The following is a 16,557-nucleotide window of genomic DNA, read 5'->3' as shown; positions in this document are numbered from 1 at the left end:
CCGCCCCGCTGGCGCCGGCAACGCAGCCCACGGGGATTCTTGGACAGGCTCCTAGAGGCGAACGTGCCATCGCCTCACTTCCGGCACGAGTATACGCCGCCGGAGCCGGAATGCAAGAAGGGTTCGCGCCCCGACGGTGACCCTTGGGAAATGCCTGTGTTGGACCGGCCACCCCACAAGCCGGGAAGTCTGGGAGAGTCTGGGACACTTAGAATATCTTGTGGTTCCGTGCCGGGAGAACTACTACCTGTGGTGTACACTTTGCAGGCAAGGCGGGCGTCAACCGAGGGTCCACGGCTCGCGATAGACGGGGGCGAGGAGCTTGGCGGCCTCGGGGTCGCCGACGATGGTTTCCTTCACAGGGTCGAACTCCACCGAGCGGCCAATGGCGTAAGAGAGATTGGCGAGGCAAAGCGGGACGTTGACGCGGTGGTGATAGAAGACGTTGCAGCTCGGCTGCTGGCGGCTCTTGATGCAGGCGAGCCACTCGGCGTGGTGGCCCGGCGTGGGCGGGAGCGAGGGGCCGGGCAACGGGAGCGGCTGCTTGGGGTCGGCCTCGGGCACGATCTTGTGCGTCCCGTAGTCGCTGTAGAGCGTGGCGTGCTCGCCGTGGAAGTAGACGCCGAGGCGGCGGCCCGGGCCGCCGGCACCCTGAAGATCGAAGCCGTAGGCGTTCGACAGGTTCATCATCCAGGTCATCACGCGGTCAGGGTAGCGGAAGAGGGCCTCCTGCACATCGGGCACGTCGCCGCAGTCGTTGATCAGGAAGCGACCGCCGGAGCACGAGACGTGGTTGGGCAGCGGGAGGTCCAGCGCCCAGACCGGCAGGTCCACGATGTGCGGGCCCATTCCGGGAATCCAGCCGCCCGAGTAGTCCCAGAACCAGCAGTGGCCGCTGCCCGCGCCGCGCACGATGGCGGGGTTGTAGGGGCGCATCGGCCCGGGGCCCACCCACATCTCCCAATCCAGGTCGGGCGGCACGGGCGCATTGGCCGACTGGCCGCAACCTCTTCGTCCCTCGGACGAGTTGAGGAAGGTGCGGACGAGGTTGACGTGGCCGAGGACGCCCGAGCGGACGATCTCGACCACGCGGCGGTAGTTGGCCCCCGCGTGGATTTGCGTGCCGACCTGGGTAACGCGGTTGTAGCGGCGCGCGGCGGCTACGATGGCCTGGCTCTCGCCCACGGTGAGCGTCATCGGCTTCTCGACATAGAAGTCCTTGCCCGCCTGGGCGGCGTGCACCGCCATGATCGCGTGCCAGTGGGGCGGGGTGGCGATGACCACGGCGTCCACGTCCGGCTGGTCGAGGAGGCGGCGGAAATCGCGGTGGCCCTTCGGCCTTCCGCCGCAACGGGCGATGGCGGCTTCGACCTTCTTCTCCGCCACATCGCAGATGGCGGACACGTAGACCTCGGGCCGCTTGGACAGCGCATCCAGGTGTCCGCTCCCCATGGGCCCGACGCCGATGAAGCCCACCCGCACCATGTCGCTCGGCGCCGGCCCCTCGGCCCCGGCCGCCTTGGCCGCAACGCCAAGACCCGCCGCGGCATTGATGGCGCCCTGCACGAAACTTCGATGACCCAAGCAGTCCGGCATGCCGTGGCTCCCTGTATCCCGCACAGCGACACAGCAGGCGCTACTCTCCTGCCAGCTCCAGCACGCGGTCCGCAACGGGCTTGGCGATGCGAAAGCCCTTCGCCACCAGTTCCTCGACCAACGGCCGGACGGCGGCAATGAGTCCCTTCTGCTTGGCCAGTGCGAGGACGGAGAGCGTGCCTCGGAAGGGCAATCCCAGCGACTGCGCGCAATCCCGGGCAGCCCGGTCATCCACGACCGCTTCCCGTTCCGATCTGCCCAGGTAGAGCTGAAGTACGTGGCTCTCTCCCAAACCGAGGTCCCAAGCCGCAATCGCCGGCGTGACGGTACCCACGGGGTGGATGAGGTGGTGCCCAGGCCCTTGCAGCCATTGGCGAGCGGGATCCCATTCAGGCCCCTGCTTGATCTCCCACGCCGCGCCCTCTGGCACGATCACCTCAAACCCAAGGCGATTGGGGAGTTCCAGGTGCCCGATCTTCCCGAGGAAGATCAGCGGGGCCGCGTTGATGACCCAGACGCTAGCCACGCGTCACCTCATCGGTCAGTTCCTCAACCGTTGTCTGGAACGGAGAGACGCCGAAGCGGGCGAGGGCTTCGAGGAACTCGTGGCGGCTGACGCCGGCGATCTCGGCGGCCTTGGACTGAGAGATGCGACGGACCTCGTACCACTTCACAGCTGCCGCCAGCCGCATCTCCTTGAGGAAGGTCTCGGGGTTGACCCGAAGTGCCGAAAAAGACTCCGGGGGAAGGTCAAGCTCGAGTTTCATCGCATGCCTCCTTCACCCATCATCATGCCGCTCCCGCGCAGCGAAGTCAACCGACGTTGCCTCAGCCTGGCTCAGGCCAGGCCGGCCGCCTTCAGCAGCGCGCGCTCGCCCGGGCCGAGGGCGTTGGGGGCGCCCTTGAAGTGGGCGAGGAACTTGTTGGCGAGGAGCTTGCCCAACTGCACGCCCTCTTGATCGAAGGAGTTGATGTTCCAGATGAAGCCCTGGAACGCCACCTTGTTCTCGTAGTAGGCCAGGAGCGCGCCGAGGGTGCGCGGGGCGAGCCGGTCGGCGATGAGGAGCGAACTGGGGCGGTTGCCGGGGAAGACCTTGTTGGGGTTGTCGTCGCGCTTGCCCGTGGCGAGGGCGACGGACTGAGCGAGGAGGTTGGCGACGAGCTTCTGCTGGGAGGTCGTGCCCTCAACCTCCAGGTCCTCGCCCAGTTGGCTCTGGCGGAAGCCGATGAACTCGCAGGGCACGATGGTCTCGCTCTGGTGGATGAGCTGGTAGAAGGCGTGCTGGCCGTTTGTGCCCGGCTCGCCCCACACGATGGGGCCTGTGGCGTAGGGCACGGGTCGGCCGCAGCGGTCCACCCGCTTGCCGTTGCTCTCCATATCAAGCTGCTGGATGTGAGCGACGAAGCGGCTGAGCACCTGGCTGTAGGGCAGGATGGCGAGAGTCTCGTAGCCGAGGAAGTTGCGGTTCCAGATGCCGAGCAGCGCCGCGAGAAGCGGCAGGTTCTTCCGGGCGTTGGGGTTCAGGGCATTGAGGTCCATCTCGCGTGCGCCGCGGAGGATTTCGAGGAAGCTGTCGTATCCCAGCCCGAAGCCGAGTGCCACCCCGCCCACCATCGAAGTGGCGCTGTAGCGTCCGCCGATGTAGTCGTACATGTGGAAGCTGCGGAGGTACTTCGCCGGGTCATCCATCGGGCTGCCTTCGGCGGTGACGGCGACGAAGTGGTCCTTGGGCTTGAGGCCGGCCCGCTCGAAGCGGGCGGCGACGAGTCGCTCGTTGGTGAGCGTCTCGAGGGTCGTGCCGCTCTTGGATACGACGCACACCAGCGTGCGCGAGAGGTCCAGGCCATCGAGCACCGCCGCGGTGTCGTCGGGATCCACGTTCGATACGAAGTGGACTCGTCGGCCCTTCTTCCAGAAGGCCTTGAGGGCAATGTAGAGCGCGCGCGGGCCGAGGTCCGAGCCGCCGATGCCCACCTGCACGAGGTCGGTGAACCGCCCCTCCCGCTCGACCTCGCTCAGGAAGTCCTTGAGGCGGGCGAGTTGCGCCCTGGCCTTGCCCGTGGCCTCGGCCTGCGCAGCGTCGTGCTTACAGGGCAGGTCGTCGAAGACGTTGCGGCTGGCCGTGTGGAGCACCTGGCGCCGCTCGGAGGGGTGGCCGACGATCTCGTTCATCACCTCGCCGCGCATCATCCGGGCGAACTGGCCGACCGCCTGCGTCTGGCTCGCCAACTCCTGGAGCGCTTGCAGGACGTCGGGCGTGACGCGCTCGGTGGCGTAGAGGAGGCGAAGGCCGGCAGCCTCGGACTTCATCGTGTTGATTCGTCGTGGCGACAGGGCGTCGGAGGCCGCCAGATCGAACGGCCTCCTGGCCAGCTTCACCAGCGTGCGCCACGCAGGGGCCTTGTCGGGTCTCATTCGCGCCAGCTTCTCATCCATCCGTCAGGTTCCTTTCGCGGTTGGAGGCGTGTCCACTATAGTGGCATGCGGGGGCCGCGGCGTCAACTTGATTCTGCGGTGCGATTCCGGCATACTACGCATCCCTGATCAGTCGCTTCGCGGGGCCGGGACGCCCCGCCCACAGTTGCGAGGAGACAGGCGAATGTCGCGTGAACGTTGCGTGGTGGTCGGCGCGGGCGGCATCTCGAATGCCTGGTTCCCGCCGCTGGCGAAGGAGAAGGTGGAGGTGCTGGCCGTCGTGGACCTCCGCCCCGAGGCGGCGAAGGCCCAGGTGGAGAAGTACCAGCTCAAGGCCGAAGTCTCGACCGACCTCGAGGCCACGCTGGCCAAGCACCAGCCCGATTTCGTGGTGGACCTCACGGTGCCCGAGGCGCACTGCGCGGTCACGTGCACGGCGCTGCGGGCCGGCTGCCACGTGATCGGCGAGAAGCCCATGGCCTCCTCGATGGCCGAGGCCCGCCAGATGGTCAAAGCCGCCGAGGAGACGGGCAAGCTCTACATGGTCAGCCAGTCGCGCCGCTGGGATGCGAAGCACGTGGCGGTGAAGAAGACGGTGCCGCGCGTGGGCACGCTGACGACGGTGAACTGCGACTTCTACATCGGCGCCCACTTCGGCGGCTTCCGCGACGAGATGCCCAGCCCCCTCATCCTCGACATGTCCATCCACCACTTCGACCTGTGCCGCTTCATGACCGGCGTGGACCCCGTGGCGGTCTACTGCAAGGAGTTCAACCCCAAGGGCTCGTGGTACAAGGGCGACGTGGCCGCCTCCGCCATCTTCGAGATGTCGAACGGCGTCATCTTCACCTATCGCGGAAGCTGGTGCGCCGAGGGCTGCCACACGAGCTGGAACGGCGACTGGCGCTTCATCGGCACCAAGGGCACCCTCCTCTACGAGGGCGACCAGGAGCCGCGCGGCGAGGTGGTCGTGGGCAAGGAGGGCTTCCACCGCGAGAAGGCGCCCCTCAAGGTCGCCAAGCCCGTCGTCAAGTTCGGCGGCATGCACGGCGCCCTGCGCGAGATGCTCGCCTTCCTCCGCACCGGGGTCGCGCCCCAGACCGAGTGCCACGACAACATCAAGAGCCTGGCCATGGTCTTCGCCGCCATCGAAAGCAACAAGCAGGGCCGGCGCGTGCCGGTCCGCGTGATGTGAGCTTGACCTGTCGGACGTGTGCGACGAGTGGGGCAACCACCGAGGAAGAAAGGAGCCTTTCCGTGTATCACGAACCCATCCGCATCGGCACGCTGGTCAGCGGCGGGGCGGGGACGGCGAACTACATTCGCCAGATTCTACCCCACGGCTTCGAGAGCTTCTCGATCACCTTCTGGCAGACGCTCGGCGACACGAACCTCAAGAAGCTGGCCGCGGAAGTGAAGGATGCCCTCGCGGGCACCGACGTGGTGATCAGTTCGCTCGGGGTCTTCGGCAACCCGCTGATGGACGACGAGAAGGCCCGCGAGACCCGCGACGGCTGGAAGAAACTGATTGACGCCGCCCACCTCTTCGGCACCGACCTCGTGTGCGGCTTCGCCGGCCGCGTGGTGGACAAGCGGATTGACGAGTCCATGCCCCGTTACGCCCAGGTCTTCGGCCCCCTCGCGAAGCGGGCGAAGGACAAGGGGGTGCGCCTGGCCTTCGAGAACTGCGACATGGGCGGCACCTGGCACCGCGGCGACTGGAACATCGCCCACGGCCCCGCCGCCTGGGAGATGATGTTCAACGCCATCCCCTCCGACAACATCGGCCTGGAGTGGGAGCCCTGCCACCAGATGGTGAAGCTCATTGACCCCATGCCCCAGCTCCGCAAGTGGGTCAAGAAGATCTTCCACCTCCACGGCAAGGACGCCACGGTGCTCTGGGACGTCGTGCGCGAGCACGGCGTGGTCGGCCCGCACACGTTCGCCTTCCACCGCACGCCCGGCTTCGGTGACAGCAACTGGACCGACATCATCAGCGAGCTGCGCCGCGGGGGCTTCGCCGGCTCCATTGACATTGAGGGCTGGCACGACCCCGTCTATCGCGGCGAACTGGAAATGACCGGGCAGGTGGCCGGCCTCAACTACCTCAAGCGCTGCCGGGCCAGCTACGTGCCGAACCCGACGGCGTGAGGGGCAGGTGGCGGGGTGGCCCGCGCCAGGCGGCCATCCGCCACTGGCCGCCGATTCCCGGACCCTCTTCGCCCATGAACCACCCCCAAGGCAGTCGCGTCTCCGCCGTGGCCTGCCTGCTGGCGGCCATGGTCTTCTGGGGCGCGATCCCGATCTTCCTGCGGTACTTCGTCGCCGACCAGGGGCTGGACCCGTGGGCGGTGAACGCCGTGCGCTATCTGGTCGCCGCCGTGTTCTGGCTGCCGGTCGTGGTGGTGCTGGGAAGGCGGCCGCGGCATGGCGGCGCGCCCGGGCGCAACGTCTGGCGCGACGCGCTGATCCCCTCGGCCATCAACGTGGTGGCGCAGGAAACCTACGGCATCAGCCCCGCCTATGCGTCGGCCCCCGCCATCGGCTTCACGCTGAGGCTCTCGTTCCTCTTCACCCTGCTGTTCGGCGTGCTGCTGATCGCCGAGGAGCGGCGGCTCGTGCGTCGGCGGCGCTTCATCGCCGGCGCCGCGCTCTGCCTGGCCGGCGTGGCCGGGATGTTCGCAGGGGGCCTCTCGAAGGCCGGCAGCATCACGCCCACGGGCATGGCCATCCTCCTCCTCTCCACGGTCTGTTGGGGCGGCTACGCGGTGAGCGTGCGGCTCTGCATGGCAGGCTACCCCGTGCGCCTGAGCTTCGGCGTGATCAGCCTGTACACCACGGGCGGCCTCCTCGCCCTGGCCGCCGTGTTCGGGCGGCCCTCCGCCCTCGCGCAGGCGAGCGGCATCGCCTGGCTGGCCATGGTCGGGTCGGCCCTGATGGGCATTGCGCTCGGGCACGTGCTGTACTATCGGGGGATTCACCGCCTTGGCCCCGTCGTGTCCAGCGGCCTGCTGCTGGCCACGCCGTTCGTCACGTACGCCGGCGCCGCCGTGCTGCTCGGCGAAACGCTCACCGGGCTCCAGGTGCTTGGCGGCGTGGCCGTGGTGGGCGGCGGCGCATTGCTGGTAGCGGCCCGGGCCGACCTGGAGCGCCGACGTCCCGCCGAGCCGCCCGCCGACGCACCCCGGGACACGCCCGCCGTTTGACATCTCAAGCGGCTTGTTGTATTCTCGATTGCCAGAGCCGGCTCGGCTCCCTCGTTCCCGACACCGGCAGGAAACACCCGCATGAAGCCCGATGGCTACGACGCGGAAAGTCTTTTCGAGAAATACGGCGGCCTCGCCTACGACGACATCAACATCCTCCCCGGACACATCTCCTTCGCCCTCGACGACGTGAGCCTGGCCACGCGCCTCACGCGGCGCATCAACCTCCAGCTCCCCATCGTGTCGTCGCCCATGGACACCGTGACCGAGAGCTCGATGGCCATCGGCCTCGCGCTCCTCGGCGGCATTGGCATCATCCACTACAACAACACCGTCGAGCAGCAGTGCGAGCACGTGCGGCGGGTCAAGCGCTTCGAGAACGGCTTCATCACCGACCCCGTCGTGCTCTCGCCCGACCACCGCATCGCCGACGTGGACCGCATCAAGAAGGAACACGGCTACTCGGGCATCCCGGTCACCGAGGACGGCACGCTCAACACCCGCCTGGTGGGCATCGTGACCAATCGCGACATTGACTTCGAGCGCGACCGCACGAAGCCGCTCCGCGAGGTGATGACCACCGACCTGGTGACCGCGCCCAAGGGCATCACGCTCCGCGAGGCCAACCGCATCCTGCGCCAGAGCAAGAAGGGCAAGCTGCCGATCGTGGACGCCCAGGGCCGCCTCGTGTCGCTCGTCGCACGCACCGACCTGCGCAAGAACGAAGACTACCCGCTCGCGACCAAAGGCGCCGACAAGCAACTCCTCGTCGGCGCCGCCATCTCGACCCGCGACCCCGACCGCGAGCGCCTGGCCGAGCTGGTGAAGCAGCGGGCGGACGTGATCGTGATCGACTCCTCCCAGGGCGACTCCGTGCACCAGATCCGGATGATCGAGCACATCAAGGCGAACTACCCGCAGCTCGACGTGGTGGCCGGCAACGTGGTGACGCGGCGCCAATGCCAGCACCTGATGGACGCCGGGGCCGACGCCCTGCGGATCGGCATGGGGCCGGGCTCCATCTGCATCACCCAGGTCACCACGGCCATCGGCCGCGCCCAGGCCTCCGCCGTCTACGCCTGCGCGCGGGCCGCGCACGAGCGCGGCATCCCCGTCATCGCCGACGGCGGCATCACCTCCAGCGGCCACATCTGCAAGGCGCTGGCCCTCGGCGGCGACACCGTGATGCTCGGCTACCTGCTGGCCGGCACCGTGGAGGCCCCCGGCGAGTACTTCTACGAGGGCAACGTGCGCGTCAAGCGCTACCGCGGCATGGGCTCCATCGAGGCCCAGCTCGAGGGCGGCGACAAGCGCTACTTCTCGCAAACCACCCGCATCCCCGTGCCCCACGGGGTCAGCGGCACCGTGGTGGACCGCGGCTCGCTCACCACCTTCATCCCCTACCTGGTGCAAGGCGTGCGCGACTCGATGCAGAAGACCGGCTGCCGCGACCTGCCGGCGCTCCACGCCGCGCTCGCCAGCGGCGACCTGCGCTTCGAGCCGCGCTCGACCTCCGCTCAGATCGAGGGCAACGTGCACGGGCTCCACTCGTTCAAGGAGCCCACCCTGCCGACCCGTTGACCACACGGCCCAGGAGGCGCATCGGTCCCATGGCTCTGAACCCCTCGCCACGGCGCGGCCCCTCCCCTCGGCGCGGCGCTCCCCAACGGCCCGCGGCGCCCGCTGCGAACACGCCGCCCCCCGCCGCCTCCGCCACGCCGCCCCCGGCCGCCGCGGCCGACCCCCTGGTGGGACGCGAGATCGCCGGGCACCAGATCCTCCAGCGGGTCGCCACCGGGCGCCTGTGCTCGACCTACAAGGCCAACCACACCGCCATGGGCCGCCTGGTCGCCTTCAAGGTGCTCAGCCCCGACGTCGAGGCCCTCACCACCGAGAGCTTCCACAAGACGGCCCGCTACGCCGCCCAGCTCCACCACGCCAACATCGCCAGCATCTACGACGTGAACACCGACGGCGGGGTGCACTTCTGCGCGATGGAGTTCGTCGAGGGCCAGAGCCTGGGCGAACTCTTCCGCGCCCATCAGAAGGTGCCGACGGCCGACGCCATCCGCGTGGCCATCGAGGTGGCCGAGGCCCTGCGCTTCGGCAACGCCCGCAACGTGCCCGGCTGGCGCCTCTCGGCCAACCGCGTGATCATCACCAAGCGCGGCGAGGTGAAACTCCTGCCCCCGTCGTTCAGCCCGCCCAACGCCCCCGTGCTCGACGATCGCTACGTCAACACCGCCGTGGGCGTGCTGCTCTACGCCATGCTCACGGGCGGCAAGGTGCACGATATCGAGTGGGCGCTCGAGCCCGGCTCCACCGCCCCGGCCCAGCTCCCCCGCATCCGCACCGTCGCGTCCGGCATCCGACGCGACGTGGCCCAGGTGGTCGAGCGGCTGGCCGGCATCGAGGGCGAGCCGTTCCCCAGCGCCGAGGCCGGCATCCGCGCGCTCCGCACCGCCCTGGCGGCCAAGGAGGAACTCGAGTCGCGCGCCCGCGACGCCTCCGAGCGCACCCGGGCTCGCGCCCAGCGCACCCGCACCGGCCTCTACATCGCCATCGGCGCCGTGGCCGCCGCGGGAGCCGTCCTCATCGGCGCCCTCCTCGCACGCTCCAGCGCCCGCGGCTCCGCCGCCCGCAGGTTCACCGAAGCCGCCAAGGTCGCCGACGTCTCGATCAAAGCCTTCACCGAGGGCAAGAAACAGTTCCTCGCCCACCCCAGCGAGGCCCTCGGGCAGGAGATGCTCGCCCACCTCCAGAAGGCCCGGGCCGCCTACGCCGCCGTGGCCGAGCAGTACCCCGACCACCCCCAGGGCGCCGCCGCCGCCCAATACGTCCGCTCCATGGACGACGAGATCCGCAAGTTCCAGGACGTCATCCAGATCGAGGCCCGCCACGCCGCCGCCCGCACCAGGATTCAAGAGGTGGACAAGGCGCTGGAGGCCGACATCGCCCGCCGCCTCGAACAGGGCGGCGACATTGACGTGGAGGCCTGGCGCAAGCGCTACCAGGCCCTCGAACGCGAGTTCAGCGACTCGCCCAAGACGCTCGACTGGCTGCGGGCCACGATTCGCGGGCTGCCCACCCGCCTCCAGCGCGAGCAGATGAAGATTGACACCAACGCCGTGGCCACCGAGGTCAAGGCCAAGTACCTCCCCCAATACCAGTTCGGCAAAGCGATCGAGACCTGGAACGAGTACCGGCAAAAGTACTCGAAGTCTTCCAGCGATGCCATGCGCCGCGAGGTACTCCAGAACTACGACACCAAGACCACCGAGATCCGCCAGCTCGCGCGCCTCGAATACGCCAAGCTCAACCAGCAGGCCCAGTACCACGTGGGCAAGCAGGAGTACGACAAGGCGCGCGAAATCTACAACAAGATCATCGCCAACTTCGGCATCCTGGAGTACGTGGACCGCGCCAAGGAGGCCCTGGCGAAGCTCCCCAAGCCATGACCATCGGCATCGTCAACCGCCAGCGCCTCGCCCCCCTCGACCGAAGGGCCCTCCGCGCCCTGTGCCGGCGCCTGCTGATCGAGCACGAGGTGCCGGCGGACCTGAGCCTCTGCTACGTGGACAATGCGGAAATCCGCGCGCTCAACGCCCGGTATCTCGGCCACGGCCACGTCACCGACGTGCTGGCCTTTCCCCTCTGCGACCCGTCCCAGCCTGCTGCCGTCCGCCTTCTCGGCGAGGTGATCGTGTCGGTCGAGAAGGCCATCGCCGAGGCCGCTCGCCGCCGCATCCCCGTCGCCCGGGAGATCGCGCTCTACACGGCGCACGGCGTGCTGCACCTGCTCGGCTACGACGATCACGATCCCGCCGACCGCCGCCGCATGCGCCGCGCCGAACGCCAGGCCCTCGCCGCCGCCGGCCTGCTCTGACCTCAGTGGAACAGCGCCCAGCGCTGCCAGGCCTTCTCGATGGCGGCCAGGTCCTTCCCCAGGGCCGCCTCGACGGCCGCCTTCGACGCCTGGCCGTCCTTGATCGCGTCCACCATCCGCGCGAAGCTGGGCTGGCCCTGCTCGAGGAGCCAGGTGACGAGGCTGAGCGCCGTGGCCCACTCCACGGCGTGCATGTCGCCCACCTTCATCTCGAAGAGCTTCTCGAGAGTCGGCGCCTTCTTGGCTCGGAGGGCCTCGCGGACGATCTGGCGCCACTCCTTCGGCTTGCGCTCGCCGACGCCCGGGCTCGAATACTCCACGCAGTAGACCTGCGGCTCGCGCAGCGCCTCGATCTCCGAGCGGGCGGCCCAGCCCTCGTCCAGCCAGTCGGGCGTGTTGCCGTGCACCTTGTGGTTCTCGATGGCCAGGTGGCCGGCCGCGTGGGCGATGCGGTGGAGCAGGCTGTCCTTGTCGTCCCGTGCTCCGTACGCCGGGTCGCCGATGAGCACCTGGAGGCGGTCCGAAATCATCCGCACCCCGCTCCCCTCGCGCAGGAAGTCCTTCTCGTTCGCATTCGCATTGGGGTGCTGCTCGTAATACCAGTCGAGAAACTTGTGGTACTGCTCGCGCGAGGCCAGGATGAGGAAGTGGCCCTTCTCGTCCCACTTCAGCTCATCCACGGCCTGCTCGCCGAAGACCTTGCGGAAGAGCGAGAACGCCTTCTCGGCGGCGGCGTGATACTCGTGGCACTCCTTGTGCGGCGCGGCAGCGGCCTTGAAGCGGAAGTGCTCCGAGGCCGTGCGAAGGAAGTCCGCCCCGTAGGGATAGAAGCCGCTGCCCTCGCGCTCCTTGGCGTAGAGCGCGGCCACGGCGTCGAAGCGCTTGCGTGTCGCCTCGTCGGCGCAGCGCGGGCAAGGCTTCCAGCCCACGCCCTTGCAGCAGGCCGGCTCGGGGCATGCCGAACAGAAGGCCTGGTAGCGGGCGCTGGCGCGGTCGTGGAGAGGGCAGGGCACGCGCCCCGTGTCGCGGCACTGGGCGCACTGGGGCGCCTTGGCCGCCGCGGCCCACGCCGCCGGCGTCAGGGCGAACAGCAGACCCACGGCAGACAGCCGACACCACGCGCGATGCGACATGGCAAGTCCCCCTCAGGCCGCTCCCTCACGAGGCATCATAGCGCCGTGGCCAGGCGAGATCAATCCCGCACCTCCACACCTCCGTTTGCGCCGGCGCGGCCCATCTCCTATACTGGAGGCCATGAACCGCGCCTTCTGCAACTCGTGCCACAAGCTCGTGGCCGCCCAACCCGCCGAGCGCGACGGCAAGATGCTGCTCGTCAAGTCCTGCCCCGACTGCGGGCCGACCGAGACGCTCATCTCGTCCGACGCCGCCCGCTACCAGCAGAAGCGCGCCCTGGGCGCGCCCTTCGACTACCGGAGCTGCCAGCTCGACTGCGTGGGCTGCCACCACTCGCGCGTGCCCAACCTGGTGTTCGTGGACATCACGAACCGCTGTAACCTCAACTGCCCCTGCTGCATCAACAACACGCCGAGCATGGGCTTCCTCTTCGAGCCGCCCCTCGAGTACTTCCAGAAGGTCTTCGAGTACCTCGGCTCGCTCGACCCCAAGCCCTCGATTCAGCTCTTCGGCGGCGAGCCCACGGTGCGCAAGGACCTCTTCGAGATCATCGCCTGCGCCAAGTCGTTCGGCCTGCCCACCCGCGTGGTCACCAACGGCATCCGCCTGGCCGACGAGGCCTACTGCCGCCAGCTCATCGCGACCAAAGCCACCATCAACATCGCCTACGACGGCGCCAACCCCGAGGCCTACCGCGTGCTGCGCAACGCCCCCAAGGCCCTCGAAAAGAAGCAGCAGGCCATCGAGAACATCCGCCGCATCGGCGGCGCCAAGGTCGTCATGATGACCCTCGCCGCCCGCGGCTTCAACGACCACGAGTTCGCCGACCTCTTCCAGTTCTGCCACGACCGCCGCGACGCCATCCGCGCCATCTACTTCATGCCCCTCGCCCACACGTGGGACACCGCGCACTTCCCCTACGTGCCCGAGCGCACGACCACCGAGGACCTCGAGCAGCTCGTCGCCGACGTGTTCCCCGACGACAAGGTGGAGTTCCTCCCCGCCGGGTTCCTCGGCCGCATCAAGCACCTTCTCGCCGCCCTGCGGGTCAAGCCGCTGCCCTTCCTCGGCGCGCACCCCAACTGCGAGAGCATGTACATGCTCGTCTCCGACGGCGCCCGCTTCTGGCCCATCAGCCACTACCTCAAGGGCAGCCTCTTCGACCTCGCCCGCGACCTGGCCGCCTGCGACGAACGCCTCGCCCGCAAGATGCCCCCCGACCGCAAGCCCGTCGGCTTCCGCCGCTTCTGGCTCCAGACTCGCGCCTTTCTGGCCATGGCCCGCCTCACCTGGCGCCACGCGCGCAAGGACCGCGTGTTCAAGGGCAAGAGCGCGGCAGGCCGCTTCCTCCACGCCCTCGCCTTGCCCTTCGGCTTCATACTCGGGCGGCGCACCCGCGACCTCATGGCCCGCCACACCAACGTCCAGGGCAGCTTCCAGCTCGTCATTCTGCCCTTCGAGGACATGGGCAACATCGAGACCGATCGCCTCGAGCAATGCCCCACCGCCTTCGCCTACTACGACCCCGTCGAGGGCCAGGCCCGCTGCGTGCCCACCTGCGCCTGGGGCCTGCACAAGACCGCCACCATGCGGAAGATCGCCGAGTACTATGCAGGCAAAGAGCCCGCTCGGCCCGCCCCCCTCGCCCTCACCGGCCGGGCGGCGCACTGAGCGCCCCGGCCCGCGGCTGCGGCTTCTCCTCCCACGGCCACTGGTGCGTGGCCCTGCCGTCGTCCTGCGCCAGGTCCGCCCCGAACCAGCCGAGCAGGAAGTCTATGAAGTCCATGTAGCGCATGTTGAACAGCACGCCCACATACCCGAGATGGAGGTAGTTGGTCCACGCGGGCACGTAGGCGGCGTTGCCGTAGGGACCGATCAGCGCGGCCAGGGGGCCGACGCCCTGGTGGTTGAGGGTGGCCGGCTTGCGCACGTCGTACTGGTGCCACGCCGTCTCCTCCTCGCCCCAAAGAAGCAGGCCCGTGCAGTGATGGTAGTGCGAGGTCATGCCTGCCACGCCGCCGCCGATGCCGGCCACGTAGCCGTCCACGCAGCTCCAGCCGATCGGCAGCAGGATCGGGGTGTTCGAGTAGAGGGCGAAGCCCGGCTCGTTCGACCACGTGAGGCCCACGTCCAGCATGTCCACCGCATCCTCGGCGCGGTGCTGGAGGTAGGTGCAGCCCTGGGACAGGATGAGCAGGCCGAACGCGAGCGCGGCCTTTGGCGCGGTCATGGAGGGCTCCTGCACACGGGTCGCCCGGCCCGGGAGAACGGGAGCTGCCGCCTTGGCGCAAGACCGCGTCGCACCCGCTTGTTGTGCGGGCTTCAGCCTGCATCCCCTCGAATACGGGCTGAAGCCCGCACTACGAACGGGATGCGCGTGGGCCTTGCCTCACGGTCTGCTCTGGAGCGCAGGCCGCTCTCCGGCCCCGGCGCTATCTTCGCCTCGGCTGTTCGAGGAACTGGCGGCGCATGTCCTCGAACTCGAACGCCGCGTCGGCGGCTTCCTCATACGTTTGGTCGGGCCACTTGCCCAGCAGCACGCCGTCGTCGCCGCACAGGTCAATGCCCGCGAAGCCCAGCACGAAGTCCAGCGCCTCGAAGTAGTTCAGGTTCCCCACGAAGCCCACGTGAACCACGTGGAGGTAGTGCCGTCATGACGGCACGGGACCGGGCCGGCCCTGCGGCGCGATGAAGAGGCCCGCCAGCCCAACATCCTGGCAGTGAACCGTGGACATGTCCTTGAGGTCGAACTGCTGCCAGCCGAGCTCCTCGTAGCCCCACACGAGCATGCCGGCGGCGGCGAGGTAAAAGGGCGTGGAGCCCCACGTGCCCGCGCCCAGGCCGAAAAACTGCCCGCCGCCGAGGCCGAAGAAGCGGCCATCCACGTAGGCCACCCCCGCCGGCGTCAGCGACGCGAAGGCGCCGTAGATGGCGAAGCAGGGCTCGGGGCTCACCGTCACCCCCACATCCGCCACCTCCAGCAGGTCCTGCGCCCGATCCTGGAGGTAGAGCCCGACGAAATGGAGGGGATTCCTCGAGCGCTCGGCGAGCGAGGTGCAGCCGGCCGCGGCCCCCGCCGCAACCAGCAACGCCGCCGCCCGCGACGCCACGGCCACTCTCTGCATAGGGTCTCCTGCCGGCCCGGCGTCCACCTTATACCACGCGGCCGGCGATGAGTCAACACAAGGGTGCGCGAGGTCCAAGCGACGTCCCACCCCGGGCCGCAGCCGCGCTAGGAGCCTGTCCAAGAATCCGCGTGGGCTGCGTTGCCGGCGCCAGCGGGGCGGATGCAAGGCGCGGCTCCGCAGGCGATGCTACGGAGCGCATCGCTGAGGAGACGCAACGCGGCAGACGCCCCGCTGCCGCCGCAACCCGAAGGGACGCCGCGACTTCTGGCCGCAGGCGTTGTCGCACGTCGTCAGCGATGCTCTCCGTTGTGCATCGCCTCCTCCGTGCTCCTGGCCTGCGGCCAGAATCGCTGGCGTCGCAGTCCCACGCGGATTCTTGGACAGGCTCCTAGACCCCGCGGGCGTCTCCCCTCTGCTGTGCAATGGCAATGCCCACCGAACTTGGCTATTCCGGGATCGCAGAAAATCGTCCAGGATGCTATAACATCAGGCATGCCAGTGTGTTATGCCGTGGGGAGAATCCGCCAGTTTGCGCCCATTTCCGCGCGCATCGGCCTGCGTTGGCATGGCGCAGCTTCCGGAGCTATAATAGAGCATCCAAGGCAGAACCGTGCCGCAGGCACAGGGGGACCAGGCAATGCGAACCGTTGCGGTGCTTATGGCGGGCGCGATATCCCTGGGGGTGGGGGCCGAAGCTCAGGCGGGCACCTTCGGCTCGAAGAAGCTCGACAACTGCCCGGTCATCAAGTACGTGCTGAAGAACTGCAAGCTGGCCAGGAAGAGCGGAGTCAAGCAGGCGCTCGATGCGCTGAAGAAGGCCAATAAGTCCAAGACGACCGGGAAGGCGAAGGCTTCCAAGAAGGCCGGGAAATGAGCTGGGCAACTCGCCCCGATCCCCTGCCAGTTGCTTCGGTGACACCTCGGGGGCTCTCGTAGCGGCAAGCGTCCCGCTTGCCAGCCGGAGGGCCTTCCCTGCTCCATGTCCATCGCGGAGGAGCCGCAACGCGGCAGACGCCCCGCTGCCGCCGCAACCCGAAGGGAAGCCGCGACTTATGGCCCCGAGCTGTGTCGCTCGTCGTCAACGATGCTCTCCACTGCATCGCCTCCTCCTCGCTCCTTGCTCGCGGCCAGAATTCGGGCTCTTCGGGGTTCGGCGATCTTGCCTCGACTGGCCGGCGCAGGGGGTTGGCA

16 protein-coding genes are annotated in these 16,557 nt (G+C 68.5%); 8 read left to right on the top strand and 8 right to left on the bottom strand.

From position 1 onward, the window contains the following. Positions 1 to 279: 279 nt before the first annotated feature. From PLE19_22180 to PLE19_22165, 4 genes are all read right to left on the bottom strand, one after another. On the bottom strand, positions 280 to 1,596 hold the full coding sequence (locus PLE19_22180) for a Gfo/Idh/MocA family oxidoreductase (GenBank protein ID HPD17657.1): 1,317 nt from the start codon (positions 1,594 to 1,596) through the stop codon (positions 280 to 282). A 40-nt stretch (positions 1,597 to 1,636) separates the two neighbouring features. Further along, on the bottom strand, positions 1,637 to 2,122 hold the full coding sequence (locus tag PLE19_22175) for a DUF3368 domain-containing protein (GenBank protein HPD17656.1): 486 nt from the start codon (positions 2,120 to 2,122) through the stop codon (positions 1,637 to 1,639). Then, on the bottom strand, positions 2,115 to 2,363 hold the full coding sequence (locus tag PLE19_22170; GenBank protein HPD17655.1) for a UPF0175 family protein: 249 nt from the start codon (positions 2,361 to 2,363) through the stop codon (positions 2,115 to 2,117). Before PLE19_22170 ends, PLE19_22175 begins: the two co-directional genes overlap by 8 nt. 71 nt (positions 2,364 to 2,434) lie before the next feature. Further along, on the bottom strand, positions 2,435 to 4,033 hold the full coding sequence (locus PLE19_22165; GenBank protein ID HPD17654.1) for a glucose-6-phosphate isomerase: 1,599 nt from the start codon (positions 4,031 to 4,033) through the stop codon (positions 2,435 to 2,437). Between the two features lie 163 nt (positions 4,034 to 4,196). Here PLE19_22165 and PLE19_22160 point away from each other — a divergent pair, with 163 nt between their 5' ends. The 6 genes from PLE19_22160 to ybeY all read left to right on the top strand — a co-directional run bounded on the left by PLE19_22160 (position 4,197) and on the right by ybeY (position 11,104). Next, positions 4,197 to 5,207: a Gfo/Idh/MocA family oxidoreductase gene (locus PLE19_22160; protein ID HPD17653.1), complete on the top strand. Its 1,011-nt coding sequence runs from the start codon at positions 4,197 to 4,199 to the stop codon at positions 5,205 to 5,207. A 62-nt stretch (positions 5,208 to 5,269) separates the two neighbouring features. Beyond that, positions 5,270 to 6,163 (top strand): sugar phosphate isomerase/epimerase, encoded by an 894-nt coding sequence (locus PLE19_22155; protein ID HPD17652.1) that lies wholly within the window; start codon positions 5,270 to 5,272, stop codon positions 6,161 to 6,163. Positions 6,164 to 6,237: 74 nt separating this feature from the next. Beyond that, positions 6,238 to 7,218, top strand: coding sequence for a DMT family transporter (locus PLE19_22150; GenBank protein ID HPD17651.1), 981 nt, complete (start codon positions 6,238 to 6,240; stop codon positions 7,216 to 7,218). A gap of 81 nt (positions 7,219 to 7,299) precedes the next feature. Beyond that, on the top strand, positions 7,300 to 8,799 hold the full coding sequence (gene guaB, locus PLE19_22145) for an IMP dehydrogenase (protein ID HPD17650.1): 1,500 nt from the start codon (positions 7,300 to 7,302) through the stop codon (positions 8,797 to 8,799). 29 nt (positions 8,800 to 8,828) lie between these two features. Continuing rightward, positions 8,829 to 10,676, top strand: a complete 1,848-nt coding sequence (locus PLE19_22140) for a protein kinase (GenBank protein ID HPD17649.1) — start codon at positions 8,829 to 8,831, stop codon at positions 10,674 to 10,676. Continuing rightward, positions 10,673 to 11,104: an rRNA maturation RNase YbeY gene (gene ybeY / locus PLE19_22135; GenBank protein ID HPD17648.1), complete on the top strand. Its 432-nt coding sequence runs from the start codon at positions 10,673 to 10,675 to the stop codon at positions 11,102 to 11,104. The genes PLE19_22140 and ybeY overlap by 4 nt, the downstream gene beginning before the upstream one ends. Before the next feature lie 2 nt (positions 11,105 to 11,106). Here the strand turns inward: ybeY and PLE19_22130 are convergent, their stop codons facing one another. Next, positions 11,107 to 12,237 (bottom strand): hypothetical protein, encoded by a 1,131-nt coding sequence (locus tag PLE19_22130; GenBank protein HPD17647.1) that lies wholly within the window; start codon positions 12,235 to 12,237, stop codon positions 11,107 to 11,109. A 121-nt stretch (positions 12,238 to 12,358) separates the two neighbouring features. Between PLE19_22130 and PLE19_22125 the strand changes: the two genes are divergently transcribed. Then, complete coding sequence (locus tag PLE19_22125) at positions 12,359 to 13,909, top strand: radical SAM protein (protein HPD17646.1); 1,551 nt, start codon at positions 12,359 to 12,361, stop codon at positions 13,907 to 13,909. On the opposite strand, the gene PLE19_22120 is transcribed toward PLE19_22125, so the two are convergent. The 3 genes from PLE19_22120 to PLE19_22110 all read right to left on the bottom strand — a co-directional run bounded on the left by PLE19_22120 (position 13,887) and on the right by PLE19_22110 (position 15,363). Then, on the bottom strand, positions 13,887 to 14,468 hold the full coding sequence (locus PLE19_22120) for a hypothetical protein (GenBank protein ID HPD17645.1): 582 nt from the start codon (positions 14,466 to 14,468) through the stop codon (positions 13,887 to 13,889). The genes PLE19_22125 and PLE19_22120 overlap by 23 nt on opposite strands. A 202-nt stretch (positions 14,469 to 14,670) precedes the next feature. Next, entirely contained in the window at positions 14,671 to 14,874 is a 204-nt protein-coding gene (locus PLE19_22115) for a hypothetical protein (GenBank protein ID HPD17644.1), read from the bottom strand. A gap of 15 nt (positions 14,875 to 14,889) precedes the next feature. After that, positions 14,890 to 15,363, bottom strand: a complete 474-nt coding sequence (locus PLE19_22110; protein ID HPD17643.1) for a hypothetical protein — start codon at positions 15,361 to 15,363, stop codon at positions 14,890 to 14,892. A 640-nt stretch (positions 15,364 to 16,003) separates the two neighbouring features. Here PLE19_22110 and PLE19_22105 point away from each other — a divergent pair. Continuing rightward, entirely contained in the window at positions 16,004 to 16,240 is a 237-nt protein-coding gene (locus PLE19_22105; protein HPD17642.1) for a hypothetical protein, read from the top strand. Positions 16,241 to 16,557 lie beyond the last annotated feature (317 nt).

The organism is Planctomycetota bacterium, from assembly GCA_035384565.1.
GTDB lineage: Bacteria > Planctomycetota > PUPC01 > DSUN01 > DSUN01 > DAOOIT01.
The sequence above is the reverse complement of the archived record's forward strand: the minus strand, read 5'-3'. Positions and strand labels throughout refer to the sequence as shown.

Excerpts from the sequence above, each read along its gene's own strand:
- PLE19_22180 (HPD17657.1), bottom strand. The coding sequence starts at position 1,596 with ATGCCGGACTGCTTGGGTCATCGAAGTTTCGTGCAGGGCGCCATCAAT.
- PLE19_22170 (HPD17655.1), bottom strand. The coding sequence starts at position 2,363 with ATGAAACTCGAGCTTGACCTTCCCCCGGAGTCTTTTTCGGCACTTCGG.
- PLE19_22165 (HPD17654.1), bottom strand. The coding sequence starts at position 4,033 with ATGGATGAGAAGCTGGCGCGAATGAGACCCGACAAGGCCCCTGCGTGG.
- PLE19_22160 (HPD17653.1), top strand. The coding sequence starts at position 4,197 with ATGTCGCGTGAACGTTGCGTGGTGGTCGGCGCGGGCGGCATCTCGAAT.
- PLE19_22150 (HPD17651.1), top strand. The coding sequence starts at position 6,238 with ATGAACCACCCCCAAGGCAGTCGCGTCTCCGCCGTGGCCTGCCTGCTG.
- guaB (HPD17650.1), top strand. The coding sequence starts at position 7,300 with ATGAAGCCCGATGGCTACGACGCGGAAAGTCTTTTCGAGAAATACGGC.
- PLE19_22140 (HPD17649.1), top strand. The coding sequence starts at position 8,829 with ATGGCTCTGAACCCCTCGCCACGGCGCGGCCCCTCCCCTCGGCGCGGC.
- ybeY (HPD17648.1), top strand. The coding sequence starts at position 10,673 with ATGACCATCGGCATCGTCAACCGCCAGCGCCTCGCCCCCCTCGACCGA.
- PLE19_22130 (HPD17647.1), bottom strand. The coding sequence starts at position 12,237 with ATGTCGCATCGCGCGTGGTGTCGGCTGTCTGCCGTGGGTCTGCTGTTC.
- PLE19_22125 (HPD17646.1), top strand. The coding sequence starts at position 12,359 with ATGAACCGCGCCTTCTGCAACTCGTGCCACAAGCTCGTGGCCGCCCAA.
- PLE19_22120 (HPD17645.1), bottom strand. The coding sequence starts at position 14,468 with ATGACCGCGCCAAAGGCCGCGCTCGCGTTCGGCCTGCTCATCCTGTCC.
- PLE19_22110 (HPD17643.1), bottom strand. The coding sequence starts at position 15,363 with ATGCAGAGAGTGGCCGTGGCGTCGCGGGCGGCGGCGTTGCTGGTTGCG.
- PLE19_22105 (HPD17642.1), top strand. The coding sequence starts at position 16,004 with ATGCGAACCGTTGCGGTGCTTATGGCGGGCGCGATATCCCTGGGGGTG.